At 42.7% G+C, this 26,413-nt stretch carries 24 protein-coding genes and 1 riboswitch; of the genes, 10 read left to right on the forward strand and 14 right to left on the reverse strand.

Annotation, left to right across the window (positions count from 1 at the left end; all coding sequences use genetic code 11):
- Positions 1-159: 159 nt before the first annotated feature.
- From R7E29_RS17300 to R7E29_RS17330, 7 genes are all read right to left on the reverse strand, one after another.
- A complete protein-coding gene (locus R7E29_RS17300) occupies positions 160-1,581 on the reverse strand; it encodes an aspartate kinase (RefSeq protein WP_047100661.1) in 1,422 nt (473 codons plus the stop codon).
- Between the two features lie 86 nt (positions 1,582-1,667).
- Positions 1,668-2,054, reverse strand: coding sequence for an ectoine synthase (locus R7E29_RS17305; RefSeq protein WP_005377769.1), 387 nt, complete (start codon positions 2,052-2,054; stop codon positions 1,668-1,670).
- Positions 2,055-2,068: 14 nt separating this feature from the next.
- Positions 2,069-3,334, reverse strand: a complete 1,266-nt coding sequence (gene ectB, locus R7E29_RS17310) for a diaminobutyrate--2-oxoglutarate transaminase (RefSeq protein ID WP_054576470.1) — start codon at positions 3,332-3,334, stop codon at positions 2,069-2,071.
- 34 nt (positions 3,335-3,368) lie between these two features.
- The gene (gene ectA, locus R7E29_RS17315; protein WP_047100663.1) at positions 3,369-3,902 is read right to left on the reverse strand and encodes a diaminobutyrate acetyltransferase; all 534 of its coding nucleotides are present in this window, start codon (positions 3,900-3,902) and stop codon (positions 3,369-3,371) included.
- 314 nt (positions 3,903-4,216) lie between these two features.
- On the reverse strand, positions 4,217-5,875 hold the full coding sequence (locus R7E29_RS17320) for a BCCT family transporter (protein ID WP_005377772.1): 1,659 nt from the start codon (positions 5,873-5,875) through the stop codon (positions 4,217-4,219).
- Positions 5,876-6,067: 192 nt separating this feature from the next.
- Complete coding sequence (locus tag R7E29_RS17325) at positions 6,068-6,814, reverse strand: 3'-5' exonuclease (RefSeq protein WP_196363362.1); 747 nt, start codon at positions 6,812-6,814, stop codon at positions 6,068-6,070.
- Positions 6,814-8,694, reverse strand: a complete 1,881-nt coding sequence (locus R7E29_RS17330) for a DUF294 nucleotidyltransferase-like domain-containing protein (RefSeq protein WP_005377775.1) — start codon at positions 8,692-8,694, stop codon at positions 6,814-6,816. The genes R7E29_RS17325 and R7E29_RS17330 overlap by 1 nt, the downstream gene beginning before the upstream one ends.
- 437 nt (positions 8,695-9,131) lie before the next feature.
- On the opposite strand from R7E29_RS17330, the gene proV reads away from it, so the two are divergent.
- The 6 genes from proV to R7E29_RS17360 all read left to right on the forward strand — a co-directional run bounded on the left by proV (position 9,132) and on the right by R7E29_RS17360 (position 15,548).
- Positions 9,132-10,319 carry a glycine betaine/L-proline ABC transporter ATP-binding protein ProV gene (proV, locus tag R7E29_RS17335; protein ID WP_054576469.1) on the forward strand — a complete coding sequence of 396 codons (1,188 nt, stop codon included), beginning with the start codon at positions 9,132-9,134 and terminating at the stop codon, positions 10,317-10,319.
- Between the two features lie 4 nt (positions 10,320-10,323).
- Positions 10,324-11,409, forward strand: a complete 1,086-nt coding sequence (gene proW / locus R7E29_RS17340) for a glycine betaine/L-proline ABC transporter permease ProW (RefSeq protein WP_005377778.1) — start codon at positions 10,324-10,326, stop codon at positions 11,407-11,409.
- A complete protein-coding gene (proX, locus tag R7E29_RS17345; protein ID WP_005385703.1) occupies positions 11,402-12,409 on the forward strand; it encodes a glycine betaine/L-proline ABC transporter substrate-binding protein ProX in 1,008 nt (335 codons plus the stop codon). Before proW ends, proX begins: the two co-directional genes overlap by 8 nt.
- 194 nt (positions 12,410-12,603) lie before the next feature.
- Positions 12,604-14,553: an LTA synthase family protein gene (locus tag R7E29_RS17350; RefSeq protein WP_054576468.1), complete on the forward strand. Its 1,950-nt coding sequence runs from the start codon at positions 12,604-12,606 to the stop codon at positions 14,551-14,553.
- A 146-nt stretch (positions 14,554-14,699) separates the two neighbouring features.
- On the forward strand, positions 14,700-15,065 hold the full coding sequence (locus R7E29_RS17355) for a VOC family protein (RefSeq protein ID WP_005377781.1): 366 nt from the start codon (positions 14,700-14,702) through the stop codon (positions 15,063-15,065).
- 99 nt (positions 15,066-15,164) lie between these two features.
- The gene (locus tag R7E29_RS17360; RefSeq protein ID WP_054576467.1) at positions 15,165-15,548 is read left to right on the forward strand and encodes a hypothetical protein; all 384 of its coding nucleotides are present in this window, start codon (positions 15,165-15,167) and stop codon (positions 15,546-15,548) included.
- A gap of 89 nt (positions 15,549-15,637) precedes the next feature.
- Here R7E29_RS17360 and R7E29_RS17365 read toward each other — a convergent pair whose 3' ends face one another.
- Complete coding sequence (locus tag R7E29_RS17365; protein WP_017820934.1) at positions 15,638-16,372, reverse strand: chromosome segregation ATPase; 735 nt, start codon at positions 16,370-16,372, stop codon at positions 15,638-15,640.
- A gap of 31 nt (positions 16,373-16,403) precedes the next feature.
- Entirely contained in the window at positions 16,404-16,562 is a 159-nt protein-coding gene (locus tag R7E29_RS17370) for a hypothetical protein (protein WP_005377784.1), read from the reverse strand.
- Positions 16,563-17,089: 527 nt separating this feature from the next.
- Positions 17,090-17,189: riboswitch (glycine riboswitch) on the forward strand.
- A gap of 122 nt (positions 17,190-17,311) precedes the next feature.
- Between R7E29_RS17370 and R7E29_RS17375 the strand changes: the two genes are divergently transcribed.
- Positions 17,312-18,688, forward strand: a complete 1,377-nt coding sequence (locus tag R7E29_RS17375; protein WP_005377785.1) for an alanine/glycine:cation symporter family protein — start codon at positions 17,312-17,314, stop codon at positions 18,686-18,688.
- A 118-nt stretch (positions 18,689-18,806) separates the two neighbouring features.
- Here R7E29_RS17375 and R7E29_RS17380 read toward each other — a convergent pair whose 3' ends face one another.
- Positions 18,807-19,373, reverse strand: a complete 567-nt coding sequence (locus R7E29_RS17380) for a hypothetical protein (RefSeq protein ID WP_005385713.1) — start codon at positions 19,371-19,373, stop codon at positions 18,807-18,809.
- Positions 19,373-20,008 carry a LysE family translocator gene (locus tag R7E29_RS17385; protein WP_017820932.1) on the reverse strand — a complete coding sequence of 212 codons (636 nt, stop codon included), beginning with the start codon at positions 20,006-20,008 and terminating at the stop codon, positions 19,373-19,375. The genes R7E29_RS17380 and R7E29_RS17385 overlap by 1 nt, the downstream gene beginning before the upstream one ends.
- A 223-nt stretch (positions 20,009-20,231) precedes the next feature.
- On the opposite strand from R7E29_RS17385, the gene R7E29_RS17390 reads away from it, so the two are divergent.
- A complete protein-coding gene (locus R7E29_RS17390) occupies positions 20,232-21,704 on the forward strand; it encodes a carboxypeptidase M32 (RefSeq protein WP_005377788.1) in 1,473 nt (490 codons plus the stop codon).
- A 70-nt stretch (positions 21,705-21,774) separates the two neighbouring features.
- Here the strand turns inward: R7E29_RS17390 and R7E29_RS17395 are convergent, their stop codons facing one another.
- From R7E29_RS17395 to R7E29_RS17405, 3 genes are all read right to left on the reverse strand, one after another.
- Positions 21,775-22,725 carry an LpxL/LpxP family Kdo(2)-lipid IV(A) lauroyl/palmitoleoyl acyltransferase gene (locus R7E29_RS17395; RefSeq protein ID WP_054576479.1) on the reverse strand — a complete coding sequence of 317 codons (951 nt, stop codon included), beginning with the start codon at positions 22,723-22,725 and terminating at the stop codon, positions 21,775-21,777.
- A gap of 420 nt (positions 22,726-23,145) precedes the next feature.
- Positions 23,146-23,481 carry a DMT family transporter gene (locus R7E29_RS17400; RefSeq protein ID WP_069593657.1) on the reverse strand — a complete coding sequence of 112 codons (336 nt, stop codon included), beginning with the start codon at positions 23,479-23,481 and terminating at the stop codon, positions 23,146-23,148.
- Positions 23,482-23,604: 123 nt separating this feature from the next.
- Positions 23,605-23,991 carry a DUF6559 family protein gene (locus R7E29_RS17405; RefSeq protein ID WP_054576466.1) on the reverse strand — a complete coding sequence of 129 codons (387 nt, stop codon included), beginning with the start codon at positions 23,989-23,991 and terminating at the stop codon, positions 23,605-23,607.
- Positions 23,992-24,331: 340 nt separating this feature from the next.
- Here R7E29_RS17405 and metA point away from each other — a divergent pair, with 340 nt between their 5' ends.
- Both metA and pilW read left to right on the forward strand, forming a co-directional pair.
- Positions 24,332-25,273 (forward strand): homoserine O-acetyltransferase MetA, encoded by a 942-nt coding sequence (gene metA, locus R7E29_RS17410; protein WP_005377792.1) that lies wholly within the window; start codon positions 24,332-24,334, stop codon positions 25,271-25,273.
- Between the two features lie 179 nt (positions 25,274-25,452).
- Entirely contained in the window at positions 25,453-26,178 is a 726-nt protein-coding gene (gene pilW, locus R7E29_RS17415) for a type IV pilus biogenesis/stability protein PilW (RefSeq protein ID WP_025766722.1), read from the forward strand.
- Positions 26,179-26,413: the final 235 nt, after the last annotated feature.

The following is a 26,413-nucleotide window of genomic DNA, read 5'->3' on the forward strand; positions in this document are numbered from 1 at the left end:
TTAAGCCAGCAGACCATTCTGCTGGCTTATGTGTATCGCCACATAGGAACTTACTTAAATCGTCTGTTTAGCCTATAAAAAGCGGGCATTGTGAGTACAAACTGAAAAACAAAAAAGGAGAGCTAACCTGCTCTCCTTTGTATTTTAACCGTGGATAAACTAAGCCACATTAACCGATTTAGCTAAACTGCTACTTTGGAAAAACTCATCATGCAATGCGCAAATCGCGTGCTGGTATTCCTTATCACCGACAACAAATTGAACATTTACATTTCTCAACGATGAGTGCAGTGCAACTGGCGTAACGCCATTATTCATCAATGCAAGTACACCTTTTGCCAACGTCTTGTTGGTATCAATTTGAGAACCAATGGCTGAGATAAGCGCGACCATACGGCCTTTAATCGAGGCATTCGGATAACGTTTCTCGGCTTTATACAATACTTTGTTTAAGCTATCAGAACTGCCACCTAGATAGTAAGTAATAGAGTTAGCGTTCATCTCTTTACCAACCAAACTTACACGAGCATCTGAGATGATTTCCATCAATTCGTAACTAACGTTATCGGCTTTTCCCACCATTGCTTGGTCAAACAAATGCAGTGCAAATACTTTTTCTTTACCTGCGATGATCTCGACTTTGTCTTCTTCTGGGCGGTAGCTTGAAGAGATCAAAGTACCTTCGTGTTCAGGTTCGAATGTATTTTTAATCTGTAGCTCAATACCACTTTCACGTAAACCCGCAGCGGCATTGGGGTGAATCGCTTCCATGCCAAGGTTGGCAAGTTGGTCTGCTACGTCATAGTTTGTACTACCAATTGGTAATACTTTTTCAGGGCCAACAACGCGTGGATCTGCTGAGCTCAAGTGGTACTCTTTGTGAATTACTGCTAAATCCGCTTTTGTTATTGCTGCAATTCGGCTAAATGTCATCTCACTATAACCTCGGTCATAAGTGTGCATTAGGCCCTCTTTACAGTAAGCATAACCTGTCACGATTGGCAGTTCTTTTGATACATCGATATCAGCAAACGCGTCACTGATCGACTCATCAAGGCTTCTTGGCGCTTGATTATCCCAACCAGACAGGTCAACGAACTTAGCGTTAATACCCATATTTTTTAGTTTTAGTGCTGTGTTGTAAGCACTATGTGCCTCACCGATAGACGAGAGAAACTCTCGAATTTGAGGCAAGTACTGGCGCAACGAAAATTGACCGTACTGACAGGTTTCTAAAATATTCGCGATACAGTTTTTCGCTTCAGCAATGCGGGAGCGAATGAATTTATCCGCACGGATACGATTCATTGGGTCCGCAAAAATATTTTCATTGGTCAGCAACATACGGCTTTCAACGTACGCTAACGCTTCTTCCCATTTGTCGTCGCGTTTCGCGATAAGCTGATAAACGCCTGGTTTACTGGTTTTTTTACACTCGAGCAGCGCATCGGTCATACCACCGTATGCAGATACGACAAAAATACGATTGTATGGTGTTTTGGGACGAAGAATAATATTGTCGAGAACAGCATCAAATGCTGTCATTGATGTACCGCCGATTTTTTCTACGGTAAATGTCATGATAAGCCTTTTTTGATTGGTAACTTTAAAAAGAAAAAAGAAGAGATAGTAAAGTGTGGGGTGGCAAAGCACCCCACCATCATCTTTTAGTCAACGAGAGGATAAACACCGTTTTCATCGTGCACTTCAGCGCCAGTAATCGGTGGGTTAAACACACACGCCATTACCATTTCTTTATTCTTATAAGCTCTCAAGTAGTGCTCATCGTGTTTATCAAGGATGTATAATGTACCTGGTTTGATTGGGTACGTTTCTCCACCTACAACTTCAATCTCACCTTCACCACTCATACAAAACACCGATTCAAGGTGGTTTTGATAGTGAATATGAGTTTCTGTATCTTCATAAATCGTTGTGATGTGGAAAGAGAAACCCATGTTGTCGTCTTTCAACAACATTCGGACACTTTCCCAGTTATCTGAAACAACACGTCGTTCGCTGTTGCGGCATTCATCTAGAGTTCTGACGATCATAATTAAAATCCTTATTAAGATGCTTGTTTGAAATGTTTCGCAGCGATAGTCTCTACTGCATTTTCAAAGATGCTTAGTCCTTGATCTAGCTCTGATTCGCTGATGGTTAGTGGACAGAAGAACTTCACAACTTCATCTTCTGGACCCGCTGTCTCTATCACCATTCCATTCTCGAAACAGTTTTTCGCAATTTCAGATGCCATGTCACCATTGATACATTCAATACCAACCATCATGCCGCGGCCTTTTTTCTGCACAAACATTTGTGGAAAGCGACGAACACAACGGTCAATAACTGCACTTACCTTGTCTGAACACTGCTTGATGTGTGTTTCAAAATCATCGTTTGCCCAGTAAATTTCTAGTGCTTTTGCAGCAGTAATAAAGGCGTGATTATTGCCACGGAACGTACCGTTATGCTCGCCAGGCTTCCACTGGTCAAGCTCAGGCTTAAGTAATACGACAGCCATCGGCAAACCGTAACCACCGATCGACTTCGATAGCGTCACGATATCCGGTTGGATACCTGACGGCTCAAAACTAAAGAAAGTACCGGTACGTCCACAACCTGCTTGAATGTCATCGACAATCACAAGAATGTCATTGGCTTTACAGATTTTGCTCAAACGTTGTAACCACTCGTTTGAAGCAGCATTTAAACCACCTTCACCCTGCACAGTTTCAAGAAGTACAGCGGCTGGTTTATCCATACCTGCAGAGTTATCATTTAGCATGGTTTCGAACAGCGCGAGACCATCTACGCCAGCGTAACCTTCAAATGGAATACGAGTGACGTTACTTAGGCTAGAGCCGTTACCTTGTCTGTGATGCTGGTTACCCGTTGCAGCCAGTGCGCCAGCAGTACAACCATGGAAACCGTTAGTAAACGCAACGATGCTGTCGCGGCCTTTTACTTTTTTAGCCAGCTTCAATGCCGCCTCAACAGCATTAGTGCCTGTTGGGCCCGTAAACTGAACCTTGTAATCCAAGTTTCTTGGTTTAAGGATGTAAGTATCCAACGCTTCCAGAAACGATGCTTTCGCTTCTGAGTGCATATCCAAACCGTGAGTAATACCGTCCATTTCAATGTACTCAAGCAACGCTTGTTTTAGTACTGGATTGTTATGGCCGTAATTTAGAGATCCCGCTCCAGCAAGGAAGTCTAAGTATCGTTCACCTTGTTCTGTTTCTAGCCAGCAGCCTTTCGCTTTACGAAAAACGACCGGGAAATTGTTTGAATATGAGCGTACGTTGGATTCCTGCTTTTTGAAAATATCCATGATGAGACCGTTTTTAATTCCTATTGTTTGAGGATTATTTGAGAGGAATGCGATACAAATATTCTGTATCGTGTTTGCCTTTAAAGTGGGCTTCTTCATCCAAAAATGTGCTTACTTGGCCAGAATTGCCGTTAATCGCATCTAACTTTTTGAACAGTGCCCAAGAGGCTTTATTATCTTCCGTGATGGTAGTTTCTACCGATTTAACACCGCCTAATTCCTCTCGGGTGAGAAGTTCTTTCAACATGCGGAATGCTAAACCATGACCTCTAAAGCGAGGTGAGACTGCAACTTGCCAGACAAATAAAACGTCTTGCTCGTCTGGTTTCTGATAACCGGAAATGAAACCTGCGATTTCGCCTTTTTGCTCAACCAAAATACTGGTTTTGCTGAAATGCGTAGACTGTAGGAAATTGCAATAAGATGAGTTCATGTCCAATGGAGGACAGTCTGCAATCAAGCTGTAAATGTCGTCACCATCAGAGATTTTAGGCTCACGAAAAATCCATTTTTTACTTGAGTCTTCTCCAATCTCTGGATAAAGGACCCAAGGTGCTGATGTGATCATGTGAAAATACATATCCTTTGAGGTCTAATTAAATTTCCTTTTTATTATGGGCATCCCTCGCGACTAAAAATCAAATAATCCGCCTTTTTATCGGTATTTTTGTGACATGGATCACAAAAATAAACCTATTAACCAAAAGTTAAAATAGTTCGAGGTCTAATTTATTAAATAGTCACCTAAATGCACAGTACAAAAAACAACCAGAATAAGACCATTTTCCATGCTGTTCATTTCTCAGAGAAAAATAGAAATCCAAAAAAAAGCGGCATGCTTTCGCATACCGCTTTTATCAATAATTTAACTGCTGATACTAGTTATTTTGATTTCTTAGAAACCGCCTTTGGACGAGGTTCATCCATCAAACCTTTTATCAAAGATACCGTTGCAACAAGCAAAACAATAGTAAATGGTAAACCAGTCGTCACCGCCATTGCTTGAGCAGCAGCTAGACCACCACCCAACATCAATGCAATCGCAACCAAACCTTCAAACGTACACCAGAACACGCGTTGTGGCGTTGGTGCATCGACCTTACCGCCCGCAGCAATAGTATCAATAACCAGTGATCCTGAGTCAGAAGAGGTAATGAAGAACACCACGACTAAGATAATGCCGACAAAAGATGTTATCTCAGCCAATGGCATAACATCTAACATGGCAAAAAGTTTTAAAGGCAGTTCTGCGTTAAACACCGCCTCATAGCCATCATTAACGTATTGGCTAATTGCGTTACCGCCAAAAGCCGTCATCCATAACACACAAACTGAAGATGGGATAAGAATAACGCAAATAATAAACTCACGAACCGAACGACCGCGAGACACACGTGCGATGAACATACCCACAAATGGTGACCAAGAAATCCACCACGCCCAGTAAAACGCCGTCCAGCCTTGAGAGTAATTCACATCCTCTCGTCCAAATGGCATAGATAAGGCAGGGATATTAGCCACATAGGAAACGATGTTCTCGAAGAAACCAGTTAAAATCGCAATCGTCGGGCCAACAACAATAACAAATAGCAATAGCAGTGCTGCAAGACCCATATTGATTTCAGATAAGATCTTCACGCCCTTATCGAGTCCAGCCACAACAGAGATTAAAGCGAGCGCAGTAATACCAATAATCAATATAACCTGCGTCGTATTGGTCATTGGGACATCAAACAGGAAGTTCAAACCCGTTGCGGCTTGAGATGCACCGTAGCCTAGCGATGTTGCTAAACCAAAAACCGTCGCTACCACTGCAAGAATATCGATAATATGACCAGTCCAACCCCATACACGCTCACCAAACAAAGGGTAAAAAATTGAGCGCATGGTGAGTGGCAAACCTTTGTTAAATGAAAAGATAGCCAGCCCAAGAGCCAAGAGCGCGTATATTGACCACGGATGAAGTGCCCAGTGGTAAATCGTCGCAGCCATCCCTAATGCCGAAGCTGCAGTTGCATCGCCCTCTGCACCACCTAGCGGTGCCCAGTCAGTACGTACACCATTCTCAACGCTCACGCCACCAATCGCAGAACTAAAATGGGACATCGGTTCTGATACACCGAAGAACACGAGACCAATGCCCATACCTGCAGCAAATAGCATTGCCAACCATCCGGCATAGGAGTAATCCGGTGTTGCTTCAGTACCACCGATTCGCACACGGCCCAATGGTGTGAAGATCAATCCGACACAGACAATGACAAAAATATTACCTGAAGCGAGAAAAAACCAGTCTAAATTGTGCAACAAACCCGCTCGTAGGTCTGCAAAAAACGGCTCTACCTGTTCTCGGAATAATAGTGTTATCACAACAAACATGACGATTGCTAAGCCAGAAATTGCAAAAACACGGTTGTGAATATCAAGGCCAAATGGGCCTACCTTTAGCGCAACGTTATCCTGACCAATTTGATAGTCAGTATCTATTGCGTTTACTTTTCCATCGGGGCGTTGAATGCCACCGTTATTATCGGTGCTCACGGATAATCTCCTTAAAAATACGTGACCAAGTTTAAATTACTTTCGTCGGAGTTCGAGTAATGAAACGTCTTCATCACTACCAAGCACATGTTCATAAAACATTGTTCTTATAAGCGGTTACTCAATCCGCCATCATAATCTTAAAGCCCCCTATCTCTCATTGCATTTTATTGTTTTCACCATAAATAACGCCTATTGCCAAACCGAAGATATTGGCATGTTTCGATTAAAGTGATACTGCAGTTGTGCTTGAAACAGCTCCGCAGTTGCTAACGCATCCGTCAGGGCATGGTGAGGTTGATAAGCAGGGAGGCCATATCTTTCACGAGCGTGCCCTAATCGTACAGAACCGGGTTTCTTGCCTTTCAACTTATTGATAAAACCTCTGCATTCACGGCGTTGTATCGCATACTCAATATCTAACGTATCAACGACAGGAAACTGTATCCCCTCTCCGATGCTATTTAGCAAGGCGTTATTAAAGAACTGCCTTTCAATGTTCTTATAGTGAACAAGTACCACTTTGCCTGACAACGCATCCAATATTTCACCCAAGATCTGAGACAGCTGCGGCGCGTTTTTTACCTCTGAGTCAGTGATACCGTGAATAATGACAGACTCGTGGTTTAACTCTCTGTTTGGGTTAACGACCCAATGAGCAGAGCCATTACATTGAACACGATCAATAGTAAACGGCACAAGTCCGATCGTGAGAATGACATCCTCTTCCGAGTTCAATCCTGTTGTCTCAAAGTCTACCGAGACAAATGGCACTTGTTCAATTGGTGTTTCCCCATTAACCATCGGTGTCGAATAATAGCGTTTGAGCCTCTCGTCTTTCGCTTCTTTAGCGAGTTGTTTGAACAACATTGACCACTCTGGCGTCTGGGATGTATCCAACAACGGTTGTTCTTTTTCTACATTTTTTGAGAACCACATTATTTGCTACTTCTCTGGTATCGAAACTTAATGAAGTTCTGAGCGTTACTTAGAATTTGAAATGCTGCTTTTAAGTTTCGACGTTCAAATTCAGACATGTTCTCCGGCTCAATATTGTTGTCTGGCTCTTCTCCATTTTCTATATCAAGGGCTTGGTGACGAATTCGAACCATGTAGATTAGCTCCATCGCATCCCTTAAATCCAAACCTCGACCTTTCGGTAAAATGCCAGCATCATTAATGTCATCTAAACGGTCGAAAGAGTTTTGCGATCGGGAACCGATTGCCAGAGAATGCACCCGTATTAAATCGGCCAACGGAGCCGTCCCCCTTCGCTTCAAGTTAATCGAGTTGCGATGACGACCATCTTTCTCCATCACAAAGTCTTTGAAAAAGCCCAGTGGAGGCGTCCTACGTATTGCGTTATACGCCATACAAGCAAGAAAGCGGTTATTTCTTTTCGCTCGTCTCACAATAAAGCTGCTTAATTGCTCCGCCCATTTCACTCGCCCATGCACACCGAGGAGATCAAAAAAGATATTACTATTTAACAATCTCTCAGGGGTTGGATTGTCTATCCAGTTTCCAAAGCATTCTTCCCATTCTGCACGAGTTTTTCGCCATTCTGGGTTGGTAGCCATAATGTCTCCAGTACAATAAGCATAGCCGCATGCCGCTAAACCATCACAAACAAATTTAGCAAACTTTTCAAAGTACTCTCCGTGAATCTCAACGTCATAACTGTTATCGAGAATAAGCGCGTTATCTTGATCCGTTACAATTAGCTGCTCATCCCTCGCCATTGAACCCATTGCGACTAAACAATAAGGAATGGGCGCTGGGCCGAACTCTTGCTCAGCTAATTCAGCGAGGCGTTGTTTGAAACTACTGCCTATAACCGACATGGCTCGACCAATCATGTGCGCGTTGGCATCTTCATTGACCATTCTTACGAAACAGTCTTTTACTTGTTCAGAAACCTGCTTGAGATCCTCGACACTGGTTTGCTGAAAAATAGAGCTCACTAGCAATAGGCTGTTCTGAGATTCATAACGAACGATGTCCGTCATGCCAATAATTCCTATCGGCTTTTTATCTTTTAAAATTGGTAAATGATGCACGTTGTAACGCAACATGGTTAACATGGCCTCAAACACATAGGCGTTATAATCCAATGAAACCACGTCATAACTCATGACCTCACTCACTGGAATATTGGTATCAATACCCTGAGCTAGTACGCGAATGCAAAGATCGCGATCAGTCAATATTCCAAGCAGCTGTTCGTCATCTTCTTCTGTGAGCTCCTCTGTCGGGCGAATAATGAGCAGAGAGGTGACATTTTCCTCTGCCATTAGTATCGCAGCTTCCTGAATTGAAGCCGTTGCCTCCAGAGTTACTGGATCTCTTGCTAAGATTTTACGTGCCTTAGCGGTGGTAAAGTCATTGCTTTCGGAGCGGCTAGATATTGCGCTTCGCAAACGCGCGCTATCTTCCAGTTCCATGTAGTCCGCAAAGTTTTCAAACTCATCACAAAGTTCATTGAAGATGTTTTCCGGAATACAGTAAACGAGAGTGTCTTCTATCGCTTTGGCTGGCATCCGTACGCGGTTGTTCATCAACAACCCCATCTGACCAAACAGTCCACCAGCATCAATCCTGTTATAGAGTTCACCTTTACGTCGATAAATCTCTACCGCCCCACTTCTCACCATATACAAGTCGCGGATCGTATCTCCGAAGTTAAGGATTTTTGTTCCTTGCCGAAAGTATGCAACCTCGGCATTGAGAGCAATTTTTCTAAGCTGCTCTTCAGGTAGGTCATCAAAAGGTGGGTACTGGCTAATGAAATTGAGCACTTCTAACTGTTCGGCTTCCATTTTTTATTCCATACGTTGCCTAAACTACAGCGATAAATATCACCCTGAGTGAAATCAAGCAATAAATAAATCTAAGGATAACAGTACCTAACCGATTTCACAGGACCAAGCCTTAACCAAAAATTAGAGCTCTAACCTTTTTATATGTAGAGTTCTAAGCTATCACAGCTTATATCTATGCAAGCGAGTTGAGTTGAAATGTACAAAAAAATTCAAAATAAATTCAACCCTACGTCAGGGCAACGTTATGTCGAATAAAAACACATCTCAAGCAATTGTTTTAAATATAAAAAATAAGAATTGAACATACCTTGCTCAACAAATTCTCTATGCACGGCAGAACTAGTTAACCAACCCCCTTTCGTTGAAAGTTGAACTAAAATTAATTAGAGTACAAATCGTTAAACAGTTATAAACACACGAAAAGGACAGATAACATGGATCCCATACTGGAAGTTAAGGGACTGTATAAAGTGTTTGGAGAAGACCCAGAGAGAGCCTTCTCGCTTATCGACAAAGGCGTCGATAAAGACGGTATTTTTGAACAGACAGGTTTAACAGTCGGCGTAAACGATGTATCTCTCACCATAAATGAAGGGGAAATTTTCGTAATCATGGGCCTTTCTGGCTCCGGGAAATCCACCCTTGTTCGACTTCTTAACCGGCTCATTGAGCCGACTAAAGGCAGTGTTTATCTCAAAGGAAGAGATATCGCCCACATCTTCGAAAATGAACTTCGAGAAGTTCGTCGTAATAATATCTCAATGGTGTTTCAAAGTTTCGCACTCATGCCACACATGACGGTGATTGAAAATGCCGCCTTTGGTTTAGAACTTGCCGGCATCGACGTTAATGAGCGTCAGAAAAGTGCCCTTTCCGCCTTAGAAAGAGTGGGTTTAGACCCTTATGCAGAATCTTTCCCTGACGAATTATCCGGTGGTATGAAACAGCGCGTTGGTTTAGCGAGAGCGTTAGCTTGTGATCCAGACATCCTATTAATGGACGAGGCGTTTTCCGCTTTAGACCCATTGATCCGTTCTGAGATGCAAGATGAGCTTATTCGTCTACAGAACGATGACAAACGCACAATTGTCTTCATTTCTCATGATTTGGATGAAGCAATGCGCATTGGCGACCGTATCGCCATCATGCAAAACGGTGAGGTTGTTCAGGTTGGTACACCTGATGAAATATTACACAGTCCAGCAAATGATTATGTCGAAGCGTTTTTCCGCGGCGTAAACATCGCAAGTGTCTTGACAGCAAAAGATATCGCGCGCAAGAAGCCAGCGGCTGTTTTTAAGAAATCGGAAAATGACGGTCCAGGCTCTGCGATGCAGATTCTGATGGATCACGACCGTGATTACGGCATTGTCGTCGATAAAACTAGTCGATATTCCGGCATCGTATCTCTTGATTCACTACGTTTGGCTCATAAAGAAAACCGTTCGTTAGCCAGTGCTCAATTACCGGATGAAGTTACTCTTCAGCCTGATCAGTCAATTAATGACATTTTGGGTCTGGTTGCTGGTGTTCCTTATGCCGTGCCTGTCGTAGATGAGCAAGGAACTTACTTTGGTGTCGTGACTAAATCACGTCTTCTACAAACACTAGATAAGGATTAACACGATGTCTTCAGAGCAAACTAACAATGATCCCTGGTCAAATACTGCTCCTGCGCAAGATGATCCTTGGTCGCAAGGTACAGAGGCCGCGCCAAGTAATGATTGGCTCAACTCAGAAACTGTAGAGCAAGCGCCATTCGATATTATGAACCCATTCCAAGATGCGGTTTTACCCCTCGATAGCTGGGTAGAATCCGGTTTGAACTGGCTGGTGGAACATGGTCGACCTGTTTTCCAAGCAATACGAGTTCCAATCGACTTTATTCTAACGTCGTTTGAAACTGCTTTGGTGTCTACACCTGCGCCTATAATGGTACTCATTTTATTTTTGCTAGCGTGGCAGTTTTCCAATGTAAAACTTGGTTTTTCTACTCTTGTATCCCTTGTTTTCATCGGCCTAATTGGTGCGTGGTCACAAGCGATGACAACGCTAGCACTGGTGTTAACCGCCGTTTTCTTCTGTTTGCTTATAGGGCTACCAATGGGGATATGGTTGGCAAGGAGCCAAACCGCTGCCAAATTTGTTAGGCCAATATTAGATGCAATGCAAACGACTCCTGCGTTCGTTTACCTTGTGCCAATTGTTATGTTGTTTGGTATTGGTAACGTTCCCGGCGTAGTAGTAACGATCATTTTCGCCCTGCCTCCCGTTGTGCGCCTGACTATTTTGGGTATTCAACAAGTACCTGAAGAGCTTATCGAAGCTGGCCACTCTTTCGGGGCAAACAAAAAACAGATGCTTTATCGCATCCAGTTACCGTTGGCGTTACCAACTATCATGGCAGGTGTAAACCAAACCTTAATGCTGTCACTTTCTATGGTAGTGATTGCTTCAATGATTGCTGTTGGCGGCTTAGGCCAAATGGTACTTCGTGGTATTGGCCGACTTGATATGGGTCTTGCTGCCGTTGGTGGCTTAGGCATCGTTATTCTTGCGATTTTGTTAGACCGTATCACCCAGGTGTTAGGGGTTAATGCGGGCAACACTAAACTTCGCTGGTATCACACAGGTCCTGTTTCATACCTATTAAAACTGAAAACAAAGACGAACCAAGACGATCTAAAACTTAGGAGAAACATCAATGAATAATTCATGGAAGAAAGCGCTCTCTGTTGGAGCTCTAAGTACTATCGCATTTTCAACTTATGGTGTGGCAAGTGAACTACCGGGTGAAGGTGTCACTGTTCAGCCTGTTCAATCAACCGTTGCAGAAGAAACATTTCAAACGTTGATCGTAAACCGCGCACTTGAAGAGCTTGGTTACGATGTTAAACCGACCAAAGAAGTGGACTACAACGTAGGCTACACCTCTATTGCTAAAGGTGATGCTACTTTCTTAGCGGTTGGTTGGTTCCCTCTTCACGCCGATAAGTACACGATGTCTGGCGGTGATGATAAGTTCTTCCGTAAAGGCCAATACGTAAGTGGTGCTGCGCAAGGTTATTTGATCGATAAGAAAACCGCGGAAAAATATAACATCACGAACATTGGTCAGTTAAAAGATCCAAAATTGGCGAAGCTATTCGATGCAAACGGCGATGGCAAAGCGGACTTAACTGGCTGCAACCCAGGTTGGGGTTGTGAAATGGTTGTTGAACATCAGTTGGATGCTTTCAAACTTCGTGACACAGTAACACACAACCAAGGTAACTACGCGGCGATTATCGCTGATACAATCTCACGTTACAAAAAAGGCGATCCGATTCTTTACTACACTTGGACACCGTACTGGGTAAGTGGCGTTTTAGTTCCAGGGAAAGATGTTGTGTGGTTAGAAGTGCCATTCTCTTCACTTCCTGGTGAGCGTAAGGACATTGATACGACACTAGAGAACGGTAAGAACTACGGCTTCGAGATGAACTCTATGCGCATCGTTGCTAATAAAGAGTTTACAGAAAACAACCCTGCTGCTGCAAAGCTGTTTGAAATCATCAAACTAAATATCAATGATGTTAGTGCTCAGAATATGATGATGAGCCAAGGTAAGAACAGCTCAGCGGACATCGAGTCTCATGTAAATGGCTGGATCAAAGCGAACCAGAAAAAGTTCGACGCATGGGTCGAAGAAGCGAAGAAAGCCGCAATGTAATCATGCCTTTATCAACCTCTAGAGCCAGTTGGTGTTATCAACTGGCTCTTTTTTTACACAAACGCCCCTCCCCCTTACATAGACATACCAACACTTACACTACTCGACCATAAACCCACATTATAATTCACGTTTATTTCACGCTTGCTTTGCTAAAAACAACACAACATAACAATTAAACTATTCGAATAAATATGAAAAACTTATCAAGGAGCTCTGTGTGGGGGCCTTTGCAGCCAATTGCTGCCTTTTCTTTGTTTTCGCTTCTATTTCTGTCTATCTCAAGAGTTTTGCTAGCTTTTTGGCAGATTGACCGTATTGACTCTCTAAACGACTTAATTTACATCCTAGGTCAAGGTTTGCGCGTAGATATTGCAACGCTTTGCTGGTTATTTATTCTTCCAGCACTGTTTTCAACCTTCATGCCATTAACCGGTAAGATGGGAGAGTGTTGGAAGCGAATATTACGCATATGGATGGTTTTAGGGCTTTGGGTGCTTGTATACATGGAGCTCGCAACAGCGCCATTCATTCAGGAATACGACCTACGTCCAAACCGCCTGTTTGTGGAATACTTAATCTACCCAAAAGAAGTCTTGAGTATGCTCTGGACTGGCTACAAATTAGAACTGTTTATTGGTGCGTTAGGTACAGTTTTAACCATCACTTTAGGTTGGAAGTGGAGTAAGAAACTGACCGATAAGGCGCAGCAGGTCAACTGGAAATGGCGACCACTATTGGCACTTTTCGTTGTTCTTTTTGGGGTTGCAGGTGCTCGCTCATCTTTAGGTCACCGCCCGCTAAATCCTGCTATGGTCGCCTTTTCTAACGATCCACTGCTTAACGACTTAGCACTGAACTCATCTTACTCATTGTTGTTTGCGGTTAATAGCATGAAGTCAGAAAAGAGTGCTGAGCAGTTCTACGGAAAAATGGACACTCAAAAGATGTTGGAATTAGTTCGCACTTCATCAACAAAGTCCGACTTCACCCCTTCATTACTCCCAACCATGAACAGTAACCCCGCGACTTACCAGGGTAAACATAAAAACTTAGTGATTTTGCTACAAGAAAGCTTAGGCGCCCAATTTGTCGGTGCTTTGGGCGGTTTGCCTCTAACACCAAACCTTGATGAACTCATGAAGGAAGGTTGGCAGTTCACACAAATGTACGCCACTGGTACTCGTTCTGTTCGTGGAATTGAAGCCGTAACCACGGGCTTTCCTCCATCTCCCTCTCGCGCTGTAGTGAAGCTGAGTAAAAGCCAAACGGGTTTCTTTACTATCGCGGACTTACTGAAAGCTCAAGGCTATCACACGCAATTTATTTACGGCGGTGAAGCCAACTTTGACAACATGAAAACTTTCTTCTTTGGTAACGGTTTTGATCAAATAGTAGAAGAAGACGATTATAACAACCCAAGCTTTGTTGGCTCTTGGGGTGTTAGTGATGAAGATCTATATAACAAAGCAAACGAAGAGTTTGAACGCCTTTCAAAAAGCGACAAACCTTTTTTTAGCTTAGTTTTTACGTCAAGTAATCATAGCCCTTATGAGTATCCAAAAGGCAAAATTGAGCCATACGATTCAGAATATATGACGCGTAACAACGCCGTTAAATATTCCGATTACGCTTTGGGCACTTTCTTTGAAAAGGCGAAAAAGTCATCTTATTGGGATGATACCATTTTCATTGTAATTGCAGATCATGATGCACGTGTTTCTGGCGCTAACCTTGTTCCAGTTAAGCACTTTCACATTCCAGCATTGATCCTTGGTAAAGGCATTCAACCACGTAAAGATGACCGCATAGCAAACAACATAGACATGCCGCCTACACTGTTATCTCTGATTGGGGTAGATGCTAAAACACCGATGATTGGTCGTGATTTAACGAAGCCACTGGCTCGCGAAGATGAACGCGCAATGATGCAATACGACAAAAACTTTGGTTATTTAACGCGCGACAATCTCGTTGTGCTTTCCCCTGGTGAAAAGATATCGACCCTGGCGTACGACTTTAAAGACCAAACCATGAAGCCGCTAGAGGTGGACGAATCTATTATCGAGCGTGCAAAAGCAAACGCATTATTTGCATCTAAAGCGTATCAAAACAACTGGTATTCTTCCAAACACACTCATTAATACCAATGATTCCGCTGATAAAAAGGAGCTAAACGGCTCCTTTTTCTTATTCTGTCACTTACCTTCGAGAATGTTCTACTGACAACTCCTGTCGTTCCTTTCCGTTAGATTGCCCCTACTATTTCTAATTGATTAAGGAACAAACCATGCTGACTATCAATTCATTCGTTCTCTACGTTGAGGACATCCACATAAGCCAAGTTTTTTATTCGAAACTGTTCGAACGCAAAGTCACGCAGTTGTCTCCAACCTTCGCCGCTATTCCACTGACCGAAGGCTTAACGTTGACACTCAAGCAAAGAGATAATCTTTCACCCTACAGCGGAATTAGAGGTGGTGGCACCGAGTTGTCTTTATCGGTGCCCAATAGTCATATGCTAGAGCGCATTTACAAGCGCTGGAAAGACCTAGGTGTTGAGTTTGTTCAACCACCAGCGACATCAGTGTATGGGTTAAATTTTATGGCTATCGATCCAGATAAGCATCGCATTCGTGTTTTCATAAATGAATAAAAATGCGTTAAAAATGCTTTTTACCCATTCCCAATGTGACTTCAATAAATTAGACTCAAGGAAACATCAAAAGCGGCGTAGTAATAAGAAGGAATGCCCATGAGCTCAAGTATGATCCTTAGCGAATCCCTAATCGAGAGCGGAAGAGATATCCCCCTCAAAGAACTGCTTTATGCAAAGCGCGTGCTGGATAACTACATGGCAGTAGCCAAAGAAAGTAGCCCGCTTGAGCTATTAACTGAGATGAAATCGGCAGCAAAGCAAGTAGAATACTTTACAACGACGAGTAACCCGTGTGAGGCTCGTAATGTCATCAGTCAGATGATTGATAAAATCGACACCGCGGAATCTTTTGATTCGTTCAAAGCATTAGCAGGTAAGCCATCTCAAGCACTCAATGAACTAATTGAAGATCGAGCTCAGCTGATTAAACACGAACGAGAGCTCCTGCTCGCCTCAGGCTATGACGCCTCACGAATCTAATATACGAGCAGCCTTAAAGTCATAGCTAACAACGAAAAAGGAGCTCTTAAAGAGCTCCTTTTGCTTTTCAAAAATCGGATACAAAAGACTTAAAGGCCGATATCTTCCGTTATTGCTTTGATTTGTTTGAGGTCCATTTTATAGACTTCAATCATTTGATCGACCTGACTTAGTCGTGAATTAGCTTCGTCATGTTTATCACACGCGTCCGACTTCACGTCCCAAGATTTGCCTTCTAAAAATACGTCACACTCTTTCTTGAGTTTCTCAATCTTAGGTAATAATTTCGACCGTTCTTTCTCGAGAGACTCTAATTCTTGCGAAATTTTTAGCTCTTTCTGGAATACTTCGCGGGACCGCTCAAACATAGTCGCTTGCATATCCGCTTGACGACTCAACTTCTCATTTTCTGACTTCGTCGTGTTGATCTTATCTGCCTGCTGCTTCAATTGAGACTCTAGTGACAAGTTAACCTTCTCGACCTCAGTCAATTGCTTTTGCAACTTCTTAAGTGCTTTCTGATGAGCTTCATCTTTCGCGGCGAGTAACTCACTAACTTGGTTTTGTATCTCTTGGTCAAGCGCCTCTTCACGCACTTTTACTTGAGATGCCAACTGGGTTTTATCTTGCGTTAGTGCTTGATACTTTTCTTCTAATACGTGGTAAGTCGATTCCCACTTGTTCGCAGTGACAACCGATCCAACAAGGCCACCAAATGCCAAGCCTAACACCGCAGCGATTGCGATATAGATATGCGTACGTTTGTCACGCTCTTCAATGACAACTACGTCGTCTTGCTCTTCCATTTTGTTCTGAGAACTCACCGTATACTACTCCAAGGACTCTTTTACTTTGCTAGCGGATCAATTCCGCAAACATAATTGATGCTGTATAAATCAGAAATGCGCCAATTAATGTTATAACGGTCGCTTTTTGGACTTTTTCATTGGTTCGATAACGAAACAGCACAAATGCTACTGCAATCAACACCGCAATGGCTAATAATCTGGTCATACCGCCTCCTTGTCCACTCATGAAAAACTGCCTAGGTCCGTAGACTGTTTCACAAAGATTCATTGTAACCCATTTATACGTACCATAAGGTCAACTTAGCGTAGATTTTAAAATAAGTGCTCCGATTTTAATCAATTTTGTGTCCTTAATTGAATAACTTATGTCGTAACGGTCGAAACACATTTATCGTTCTGAAGTGTTTTTGGGTTCCATTCCCTAACCCAATAAATTTTATTTATGCCGTGACTCGCACAAAAAGATTGGCAAACATACCTTCATGAAAATTGATGAGGTTATTTCATTGAAAATAAATTGACATAGGGTGTTGAAATGGACCAAAAACATGATAGAGTTCACACGTTAATGATGACCAGCATCATTAACTAACCTTTACTCATTTAATTGAGTAATTGTTCCGATGAAGACTGCAGGAGAGTGGTTATTAATCAAATTTTAACATTTGATTAGCATAACTCGCCGAAGAATTAACTATTTCAGGTGCTACCTAGGTAGCGGGGACTGTAGTTGGAGGAACCTCTGGAGAGAACCGTTAAATCGGTCGCCGAAGGAGCAAGTCTTGCACTCACGCAAGGTGAAACTCTCAGGCAAAAGGACAGAGGAGTGGAAAGTTACAACCTAACTATTTTGCTTGGCCTTCCCGCCTACAACCAATAGCTTAGTTCTTTTAGAGATCGTTGATCTCGTCCTTTCCCTCTTCTCCTTATTAGTTGTTTTATTAAGGGGAAATCATGAACAACCTACAATCTTTACTACAAACCATCGATAATTTTGTCTGGGGTCCACCGCTGCTTATTTTGCTAGTAGGTACAGGGGTTTACTTCACTTTTAGCCTTGGCTTGATCCAGTTTAAACACCTCCCAACAGCGCTAGCGATGGTATTCAGTAAAGATAAGTCATCTAATACTCAAGGTGACGTTTCTAGCTTTGCAGCTCTTTGTACTGCGCTCTCAGCAACAATTGGTACTGGTAACATTGTTGGTGTTGCCACAGCAATCAAACTCGGTGGACCAGGCGCTCTATTCTGGATGTGGCTCGCTGCCCTTTTCGGAATGGCGACTAAATACGCCGAATGTTTGTTGGCGGTTAAGTACCGAAGAGTCGATGATAAAGGCCAAATGATTGGTGGCCCAATGTATTACTTGCAATACGGTGTTGGCTCAAAAGCTCTCGCGATCATGTTTGCAGTGTTTGCTTTGGGTGTTGCTTGTTTTGGTATCGGTACGTTTCCACAAGTAAACGCGATTCTGGATGCAAGTGAGATATCTCTTGGTGTTAACCGTGAGCTATCTGCCTTTGTACTAACTCTTTTGGTTGCTTTCGTAACTTTGGGTGGCATCAAATCCATTGCTAACGTTGCAGGAAAAGTGGTTCCTACCATGGCTGTATTTTATGTGTTGGCGTGTTTAAGCGTGATCATCATGAATGCAGACCAATTGTTCAATGCCGTTGAATTAGTGCTGGTTTCAGCCTTTACATCAACAGCAGCGACTGGTGGTTTTCTAGGTGCAAGCATCATGTTGGCAATCCAATCAGGTATCGCTCGCGGTGTGTTCTCAAATGAATCTGGTTTGGGTAGCGCGCCTATGGCAGCAGCAGCAGCGAAGACAGACTCTTGTGTTAAACAAGGCCTAATTTCAATGACGGGTACCTTTTTCGATACCATCATTATTTGTACCATGACAGGCCTTGCTCTAATCCTGACCGGTGCATGGCAAAGTGACCTTGCAGGTGCCGCGATGACGACTCATGCTTTTGCGGTGGGTTTAAATGCAGATACATTTGGCCCTATGCTCGTCTCAATCGGTTTGATGTTCTTCGCTTTTACCACCATTCTTGGTTGGAACTACTACGGTGAGCGTTGCGTTGTGTTCCTGTTCGGAACTAAAGCTGTGCTTCCATACAAACTGATTTTCGTCGGCTTGGTGGCATCTGGTGCATTCCTTCACCTCGATATGATTTGGCTACTGGCTGATATCGTAAACGGTCTGATGGCAATTCCTAACCTAATTGGTTTGATCGCACTGCGTCACGTCGTACTGGCAGAAACCAAACTGTTCTTTAGCTCAACATCGCAATCAGGTGAAGTTGAAGCAGTGAAAGCTTAGTGAAACGGCAGGTTTGCGGTCACAAACTACCAGTCACAGAGAGCAAAACACATTAGAAATGGTAAAAACACATAGCCCGCTATTATTTAGCGGGCTTTATTTATCTTCGGTTAAATGGTTAATCTCTCAACCATTGATGCTCAACGTTTTCTCCACGTTCTTCAAAAAACTTCGCATTTTTTTGCTTGAATTGATCCGCTTTCAACTCTGATAGCGGCCAGTCTAAAAATGCTTCTGTTACAAACGAGTCGCCGACACCAACCTCAATCGATTCCAGATGTTTCCCGATGTAGCGATAAAAGTAGCCTTGCCCAAACGCATCGCACACCATAGGTACATGCCTAACACGTTGATGATTGACAGAGACCGAAGCCCAAGTTGTCGTTTTAGGTTCACAGGTTTGCTCTTTTACAACGTCAACCTCAAATTTATTGTCCATAGTTGTCGAAACAAAAACGACAATAGCGTCATGCAAATACACACGCCTGAGCAATAACTGTTTAGTGTCTTGAGTTCGCGTTTGTTGTATTCCATTAGCAAAAGGCTCGAAGTAGCCCCAGTGCCAAGACCAGATCATGCCGCGTTGCGCAAACTGTACTTGTGGCCACGTATGCCAAGCAACAGCGGCACCTATCCCCACAATAAATACAGCGAGTAGTATCAACAATCGATAAATATTACGCATTAAACGGGTTTTTCAATTAATAACTTCACACCAAGTGCGACTAATACTGCGCCCGTCGCGCCTTCCATCCACTTCATAAAGCTTGCATTCTTTAGTAGATTTTTAGCCGAGTTAAGCGCGCCAGCTAAACCACACTGCCAAACCATCGCAATAGCAAAGTGTACAGATGCCATCATCATTGATTGAAGCAAGGGTGAACCTTCTGGATTCACAAACTGTGGCAAGAAAGCCAAATAGAAGACCGCCGTTTTCGGGTTCAAGACGTTAGAAAGAAAGCCCTCTCTAAAAGAGCGCTTACCATTAAACACTTCGTGAATCTGCTCGGTCACGGTCAATCCATCTTTCGACGACATTAGCGCTTTTAAACTGCTCAAACCAAGCCAGATAAGATAAGCTGCGCCAATCATTTTTACGATTTGGAACAACTCTGCTGATTGCGCAAGAATCGCCGAGATACCAACCGCAGAAAAAAAAGCATGTACGAATAAGCCAAAGCAAATCCCTAGACTGGTTGTACATCCATCTTTTAGGCCCGATCGGCTAGTGTTACGGATAACAAGTGCAGTATCTAAACCTGGCGTTAACGTTAAAATCGTAATGGCAATAATAAATGCCTCGAAATTCAAAATATCCATATTATCGTGATAATTAATTGTCAATCCTTCATCAATACCGCCAATCCACAAGATTCGCAAGCTTCTTTTTTAAGAGAGCTATACAACTGGGTGAGTTTATGGACAATGGGTTGGAGTTAATTGTTAATTATTAGTAAATTAACGCAGGTTGCTTAGTGCAACACCATATGAAGGACCCGTTATCGGGTGTTTAGGGAAAGAACAAAAGAATAAGAGTAGTCACATGAACGCATTTACAAAACTCGTTGAACATTCCAAAAAAGTGGCAAATTTTGAGCATCTATCAGCCATCATAGATTGGGATCAAGCGGCGGTCATGCCACCTGGTGGCGCTGAAGCACGCTCGAATGCCACGGCAGAGCTCGATGTACATATCCATTCTTTAATGACTCAACCGCACTTGGGAGAGCTTTTCGCTCAGGCAGAAGAAGAGACGCTGTCTACAAAAGAAAAATCTATCCTAAGAGAAATGAAGCGTGGGTGGCAGCAAGCTAACTTACTACCAGAATCATTAGTTCAAGCTCAATCTCTTGCTGGCTCCAAATGTGAACATGCATGGCGTACGCAACGTGGAGAAAATGACTGGGCTGGTTTTGAAAAGAACTGGGCTGAAGTCGTAAAGCTATCGCAGGAAGAAGCGCAAATTAGAGCCGAAGCAAATGGCACGACTCCTTATGATGCCATGCTCGATGTTTATGAACCTGGCACAACGTCTGCGTCGTTAGACATTCTTTTTGCTGACGTGAAAACCTGGCTTCCTACTTTGATCGATGAAGCGCTTGAAAAACAACAATCAGACAACATCTTATTGCCAACTGCACACTACCCTGCGGAAAAGCAAAAAGCGCTCGGTTTGGAAGTCATGAAGCTACTTCAATTCGATTTTGAACACGGTCGACTTGATGAGAGTACCCACCCATTTTGTGGCGGTGTACCGACAGATGTGCGTATTACGACACGTTATAATGAAAACGAGTTTGTCCAATCATTGATGGGGATTGTCCACGAAACTGGCCATGCTCGATACGAGCAAGGGCTACCAAAAGATTTATCAGGAACACCCGCGGGAGAAGCTCGCTCTATGGGTATTCATGAATCACAATCACTCTTCTTTGAAATGCAAATAGGACGAAGCAGCGCGTTTATCGATCACCTCGCTCGACTGGCTTCTAACCATTTTTCTGGTAGTGAATTCGAAAAAGACAATTTAGCCAAAATTTACACTCGCGTAGAAAAAGGCTTTATTCGCGTAGATGCTGACGAACTAACATATCCTGCTCACGTTATCCTTCGATATGAAATTGAGCGAGATCTCATGAACGGCGTCATCAAACATACAGATGTACCAGAACTCTGGAACGAAAAGATGAAAGCGTACTTGGGGCTATCAACCGAAGGAAACTTCAAAAATGGCTGTATGCAAGATATCCATTGGACAGACGGAAGTTTTGGCTATTTCCCGTCCTACACGCTCGGTGCGATGTACGCTGCACAATTTATGGCAGCAATGAAACAAACCGTCGATGTAGATGCGGTTATTCGTTCTGGCGACTTAGCTCCGATATTCAATTGGCTCTCGGAAAACATCTGGAGTAAAGGTAGCTTATTCACCACTGATGAGTTGGTAAAACAAGCCACGGGTGAAACACTGAATGCTAAACACTTTCAAGCTCACCTAAAAGATCGCTACTTATAAAGCGAAAAGAATAGAAAGTAAAAGCCCAAGGTTCGTATGTTCCTTGGGCTTTTTGTAGGCTCTCTATGTGTTATGCCAAGCTAGGGATGAGCCTAGGCTTGTACAAACAGTCCTCACCCTCTGGTCTAGTTTTAAACCGACGATGAAGCCACATATACTGGCTCGGACTTGCCATGATTGATGTTTCAACTATTTGATTCACGAATGCGGCGGCACGTTGATGATCCTCTTTCGGGAAACCTTCGACGGGCGCACTAATGGTTAGGGTATAGTGTCCGTCTTTTCCTCTTACCATCGTAAAAGGCACAATGGCGCAATCTGTAGAATCAACCAACAAACTTGTACCTGTCGTAGTACAAGCATTTTTAACGGCAAATAACGGTGCAAATGTCGAGCGTCGGTTACCATAATCATGGTCCGGTGCATACCAAACCCGCTCACCCGTTTTAAGTGCTTCAAGCATGGCTTTGACGTTTTTACGATCAATCAGTGTACGATTAGAGCGAGAGCGTCCCTTATACTGAAAATAATCAAAGCACGGATTATTGTTTGGGCGATAAACACCGGTTCCAGACTTTTTAATGCCAAAAGCTCGAGCACCTAACTCTAGATTCATTGAGTGTACGGCCAACATTAATGCACCTTTGCCTGACTTCTCTAAAGCCTCTAGATGCTCCATGCCTTTTATCGTGACGTGTTTGTTTACCCGTTTATCTGACCAAAACCATGCCATTGCGGTCTCAAAAAGTGCGATGCCAGTATTGTCGATGTTGTCTTTTAGAATTGCTTCGCGTTGGCATTCTTCCATATGAGGGAAGCAAAGCTCAAGATTGCGTCTGATAGTAACTTGACGTTTTCTCATGATTCGCATAGCTAAACGACCAATGTTGCGTCCCAAAGCTAGTTGAACTTTAAAAGGAAGGAGGCTAAGTAAGTACATCACGCTAATGATAATTAACGTTCCCCAGTAACGAGGCAAAAGAAATTCGGCCTTGAATGCAGGCTTTTTGTATTTGTTCATGTAAGTATTGTCAGATGTGCCCATCTATAAGTGATAAAAACAATGATAATGGACTGCACTTTTATCATTGATAACGCTAATAACATAAATTAAAGCGCGCGGATTCTATGGTTCTTCGACACACTACACAATAAGAACTTTGCAGAAATATGTAGGGAATGAAAAAGCAGTAAAGATGAGTCGCCACGTTAACATCTATCGGAGTGATTTATCTACTGCCCTTTCCTAAAGTTTGAAGAAACATAACTTTGTATTTTCAATGCGCTAAATAATGCCTGTTTTTCAATCACATAATGCGACCGTGATGAATACAACAATAAGACGTCATATCAATACTCGCCATTAGCGATTGAATTTGTACTAAAAAGCCGCAGCAATTTCTCGCTGCGGCTTCTTATTCACTTAACAAGTAGAGTGGCGTTATTCGTGCCCTACTGTTTTGGATAATAAATTTACGATCAACACACCAGCGATGATAAACCCAATACCAACTAGGGCTGGTAAGTCTAGACGCTGTCCGTAAACAAAGTAACCAACCGTCGCAACCAAAACGATCCCAGCACCACTCCATATGGCATAAACAACCCCGACAGGCATTGTTTGCACTGTGACGGAAAGCAAGAAGAAAGCGATGCCGTAACCAATCAAAACGACTGTGCTCGGCATTACTTTCGTAAATTGCTCTGTTTTGGGAATATAAGAAGTGGCAATCACTTCACATACAATCGCTATCGACAGCGCCAACATTGGTGGCATAGAGACAAGCATTTTGAACATAAGGCATTAACGCTCAACAGAAATGTAACCGACAACATGTCCGGATAATTAGGCCGCGCATTATACCCAACTCATCTCACGATGGAATACCACTAACGATGTTTACACACCATCACTTTCGCTTACTTTTTGATGACCAGGTGAAAGGCTGACGTTTTGGTGCTGACGAGAAATTTCAAAGTAGATATGCATATCAATCGGCTCAGGTGTATTGAGTAGCATCTTACCTACTTCACGTTGGAAATGACCATAATTACCTAGCTCATTCGTTAGTTCTAGGAGCTCGTAAGAGGCTTCATCGGCAAACATTCCATACGCATACTGATAATGACTGATATCCTTGCTCTTATCATAACCCAGCTTTTGAAGAGCTTGATCAATCTCTTCCGGCGTATAAATGTCTTTATCACCAAACGAATGCAGTAGCACGCAAGGAACTTCTTGAGCTATGCTCTGAATCTTTGTCTTTCTCTTGAAAATACCGAACATAATGTCCTCCACTGACGATGTTTCCAAATATGCACATTAATGCAAAATGGTGAGCTGATTGTTTTTAGTATGGCTCATTAATTTGAGACTTCCTTAATACGAAGTCACCTTCACATATTAACGTGATCGCATAATTACCAGCAAATAGTACACACTGCGTTTCAAACCTATCTCATCAGAAACTCTGCTTTAGTCACAATTGTGTGACAACCCCGAGTACGGTTTACCATAATGTAAAGAGTAGATTGAAAAGTCGGATTTCGTATCGACATCTAAACTTAATTAAGTTAGCTTTAGAAGTATAGACGTCTAGATTGACTATACTTAGGGAGAGAAAGTCGTGCCAATTAGAATTCCAGATCAATTACCAGCTACCGATGTATTAAGGACAGAAAACATCTTCGTGATGAGTGAAACGCGTGCAGCGAGTCAGGAAATACGTCCTTTAAGAGTGCTGATCCTTAATCTGATGCCAAAAAAAATAGAGACTGAAACTCAGTTTCTGCGTCTACTCTCAAACAGCCCACTACAGGTTAACGTCGAATTACTGCGCATTGATAACCGCCCGAGTAAAAATACGCCAACTGAACATTTAGACACGTTTTATCGCCAATTTGAAATGGTGCGAGATAAAAACTTCGATGGCATGATCATTACTGGGGCTCCATTAGGTTTGGTGCAATTTGAAGATGTCATTTATTGGGATCATCTCAAAACCATCATGGAGTGGGCAAAAGATCATGTGACATCCACTCTTTATGTTTGCTGGGCTGCGCAAGCAGGGTTAAAGCTACTCTACGATCTACCTAAAAAAACGCGTAAAGAAAAACTTTCAGGCGTGTATCATCATCAAATCCATCATCAGTTTCACCCTATCTTACGCGGATTTGATGACACGTTTTTGGCTCCTCACTCGCGTTACGCAGATTTTTCGCCTCACTTTCTAGAAGAGCATACTGACTTAGACATTTTAGCGACATCGGATGTCGCAGGTGTGTACTTGGCCACCACAAAAGACAAACGCAATGTCTTTGTCACAGGACACCCTGAGTATGATTCTCACACCTTACATAATGAATATATCCGAGATTTAAGCGAAGGTATGGAGCCCGCTATTCCTGTCAACTATTACCCAAACAACAACCCAGATAACCCACCAATTGCAAGCTGGAGAAGCCATGGACACCTCCTCTTTTTAAACTGGCTGAACTACTGTGTTTATCAGCAAACACCGTACGATCTCGATCACTTCAGTGAAGATGCTTTCACTAAAGACGATTAGCTTCAAAATAAGCAAACAAAGCACTCATCATTACCGAAATGTAATATGTGAACCAAGCCGCCATATGGCGGCTTTTTCATAACAGTTTGCAAACCTGATCGCATAGTGTTTTTTCCTCAATAGGCTTTTGCTAAGTAATTCATATCATGCAGAAAGATTCAGGGATGTAGGGATAAAGAATGAAAACAGCAAAGCTCGGTGCACTAATATTATTGTCTCAGTTTGCACTCGTGGGTTGCGTGACGGTGAAAGAAGATGGAAGCCCTGTCGTTAAAGCCGATCCTGTGGCAATGGCAGAATCACGTATCGCACTTGGCTTAGGTTATTTAAACGGCGGTAACATGATTCGCGCGCATGATAACTTACAACAAGCCTTAAACCACGCACCTCAATACTATCGCGCGCAATTATCTATGGCTCACTACTACGAAACGGTTGGTGAAGATATTAAAGCCGAACAGATGTATAAACGCTCTCTACGCCAACACACTAAAAACGGAAATGTGCTCAATAACTACGGTACTTTTCTTTGCAAGCGAGGTGACTTCGAAAAAGCCGATCAGATGTTTAATCGAGCCATTGAGCAGCCTTATTACTACCTTATTCCAGCAAGCTATGAGAATGCAGCTTTTTGTGCGCTAAAATCACAAGATAAAGACAAAGCGAGATACTACTTTACTAGAGCTATCGATCATGACCCTCATAGACCAAAATCGATTTTGCAACTCGCTAAAATAGAAATTGATAGCGGTGATTATACTGAAGCTAGAATTCGATTAATGAGATTCAATCAAATGTATGGCGTGAAGAAGCCCTCTTTGCAACTCATGATTCAACTTGAACGTGCAGCAGGCAATGAAGCTCTCGAGAAAAAGTATCAAAAACAATTGGAAAAATTTTCTTAGTACAAAATAGCGATACATAAGGCGCATTAGCTCACAGCCAATACAGCGCTTGACCAAGAATCCAGTGAATTCAGACTCACGGTGATACATTCATCCTGTACATAAACGTCAAATTCGGTACTATTTGAACGGAATAAGTGACCAAGTCACATTATAAAAAGTGCGCACACAACGAAATTTGTACATCATACTGTTTTTAAGATTGATTTCGGCACATTGATAAATACTAAATATT

Origin of the sequence: Vibrio sp. Vb1729, assembly GCF_033338655.1 — a bacterium.
Classification (GTDB): Bacteria; Pseudomonadota; Gammaproteobacteria; order Enterobacterales; family Vibrionaceae; genus Vibrio; species Vibrio alginolyticus.

Excerpts from the sequence above, each read along its gene's own strand:
- R7E29_RS17300 (WP_047100661.1), bottom strand. The coding sequence starts at position 1,581 with ATGACATTTACCGTAGAAAAAATCGGCGGTACATCAATGACAGCATTT.
- R7E29_RS17355 (WP_005377781.1), top strand. The coding sequence starts at position 14,700 with ATGCTGACTATCAATTCATTCGTTCTCTACGTTGAGGACATCCACATA.
- R7E29_RS17380 (WP_005385713.1), bottom strand. The coding sequence starts at position 19,373 with ATGCGTAATATTTATCGATTGTTGATACTACTCGCTGTATTTATTGTG.
- proX (WP_005385703.1), top strand. The coding sequence starts at position 11,402 with ATGAATAATTCATGGAAGAAAGCGCTCTCTGTTGGAGCTCTAAGTACT.
- R7E29_RS17385 (WP_017820932.1), bottom strand. The coding sequence starts at position 20,008 with ATGGATATTTTGAATTTCGAGGCATTTATTATTGCCATTACGATTTTA.
- R7E29_RS17405 (WP_054576466.1), bottom strand. The coding sequence starts at position 23,991 with ATGTTCGGTATTTTCAAGAGAAAGACAAAGATTCAGAGCATAGCTCAA.
- R7E29_RS17395 (WP_054576479.1), bottom strand. The coding sequence starts at position 22,725 with ATGAACAAATACAAAAAGCCTGCATTCAAGGCCGAATTTCTTTTGCCT.
- ectA (WP_047100663.1), bottom strand. The coding sequence starts at position 3,902 with ATGATCACATCAGCACCTTGGGTCCTTTATCCAGAGATTGGAGAAGAC.
- R7E29_RS17400 (WP_069593657.1), bottom strand. The coding sequence starts at position 23,481 with ATGCCACCAATGTTGGCGCTGTCGATAGCGATTGTATGTGAAGTGATT.
- proV (WP_054576469.1), top strand. The coding sequence starts at position 9,132 with ATGGATCCCATACTGGAAGTTAAGGGACTGTATAAAGTGTTTGGAGAA.
- R7E29_RS17325 (WP_196363362.1), bottom strand. The coding sequence starts at position 6,814 with ATGTGGTTCTCAAAAAATGTAGAAAAAGAACAACCGTTGTTGGATACA.
- R7E29_RS17350 (WP_054576468.1), top strand. The coding sequence starts at position 12,604 with ATGAAAAACTTATCAAGGAGCTCTGTGTGGGGGCCTTTGCAGCCAATT.
- R7E29_RS17370 (WP_005377784.1), bottom strand. The coding sequence starts at position 16,562 with ATGACCAGATTATTAGCCATTGCGGTGTTGATTGCAGTAGCATTTGTG.
- R7E29_RS17390 (WP_005377788.1), top strand. The coding sequence starts at position 20,232 with ATGAACGCATTTACAAAACTCGTTGAACATTCCAAAAAAGTGGCAAAT.
- proW (WP_005377778.1), top strand. The coding sequence starts at position 10,324 with ATGTCTTCAGAGCAAACTAACAATGATCCCTGGTCAAATACTGCTCCT.
- R7E29_RS17375 (WP_005377785.1), top strand. The coding sequence starts at position 17,312 with ATGAACAACCTACAATCTTTACTACAAACCATCGATAATTTTGTCTGG.
- R7E29_RS17305 (WP_005377769.1), bottom strand. The coding sequence starts at position 2,054 with ATGATCGTCAGAACTCTAGATGAATGCCGCAACAGCGAACGACGTGTT.
- R7E29_RS17360 (WP_054576467.1), top strand. The coding sequence starts at position 15,165 with ATGAGCTCAAGTATGATCCTTAGCGAATCCCTAATCGAGAGCGGAAGA.
- ectB (WP_054576470.1), bottom strand. The coding sequence starts at position 3,334 with ATGGATATTTTCAAAAAGCAGGAATCCAACGTACGCTCATATTCAAAC.
- R7E29_RS17330 (WP_005377775.1), bottom strand. The coding sequence starts at position 8,694 with ATGGAAGCCGAACAGTTAGAAGTGCTCAATTTCATTAGCCAGTACCCA.
- pilW (WP_025766722.1), top strand. The coding sequence starts at position 25,453 with ATGAAAACAGCAAAGCTCGGTGCACTAATATTATTGTCTCAGTTTGCA.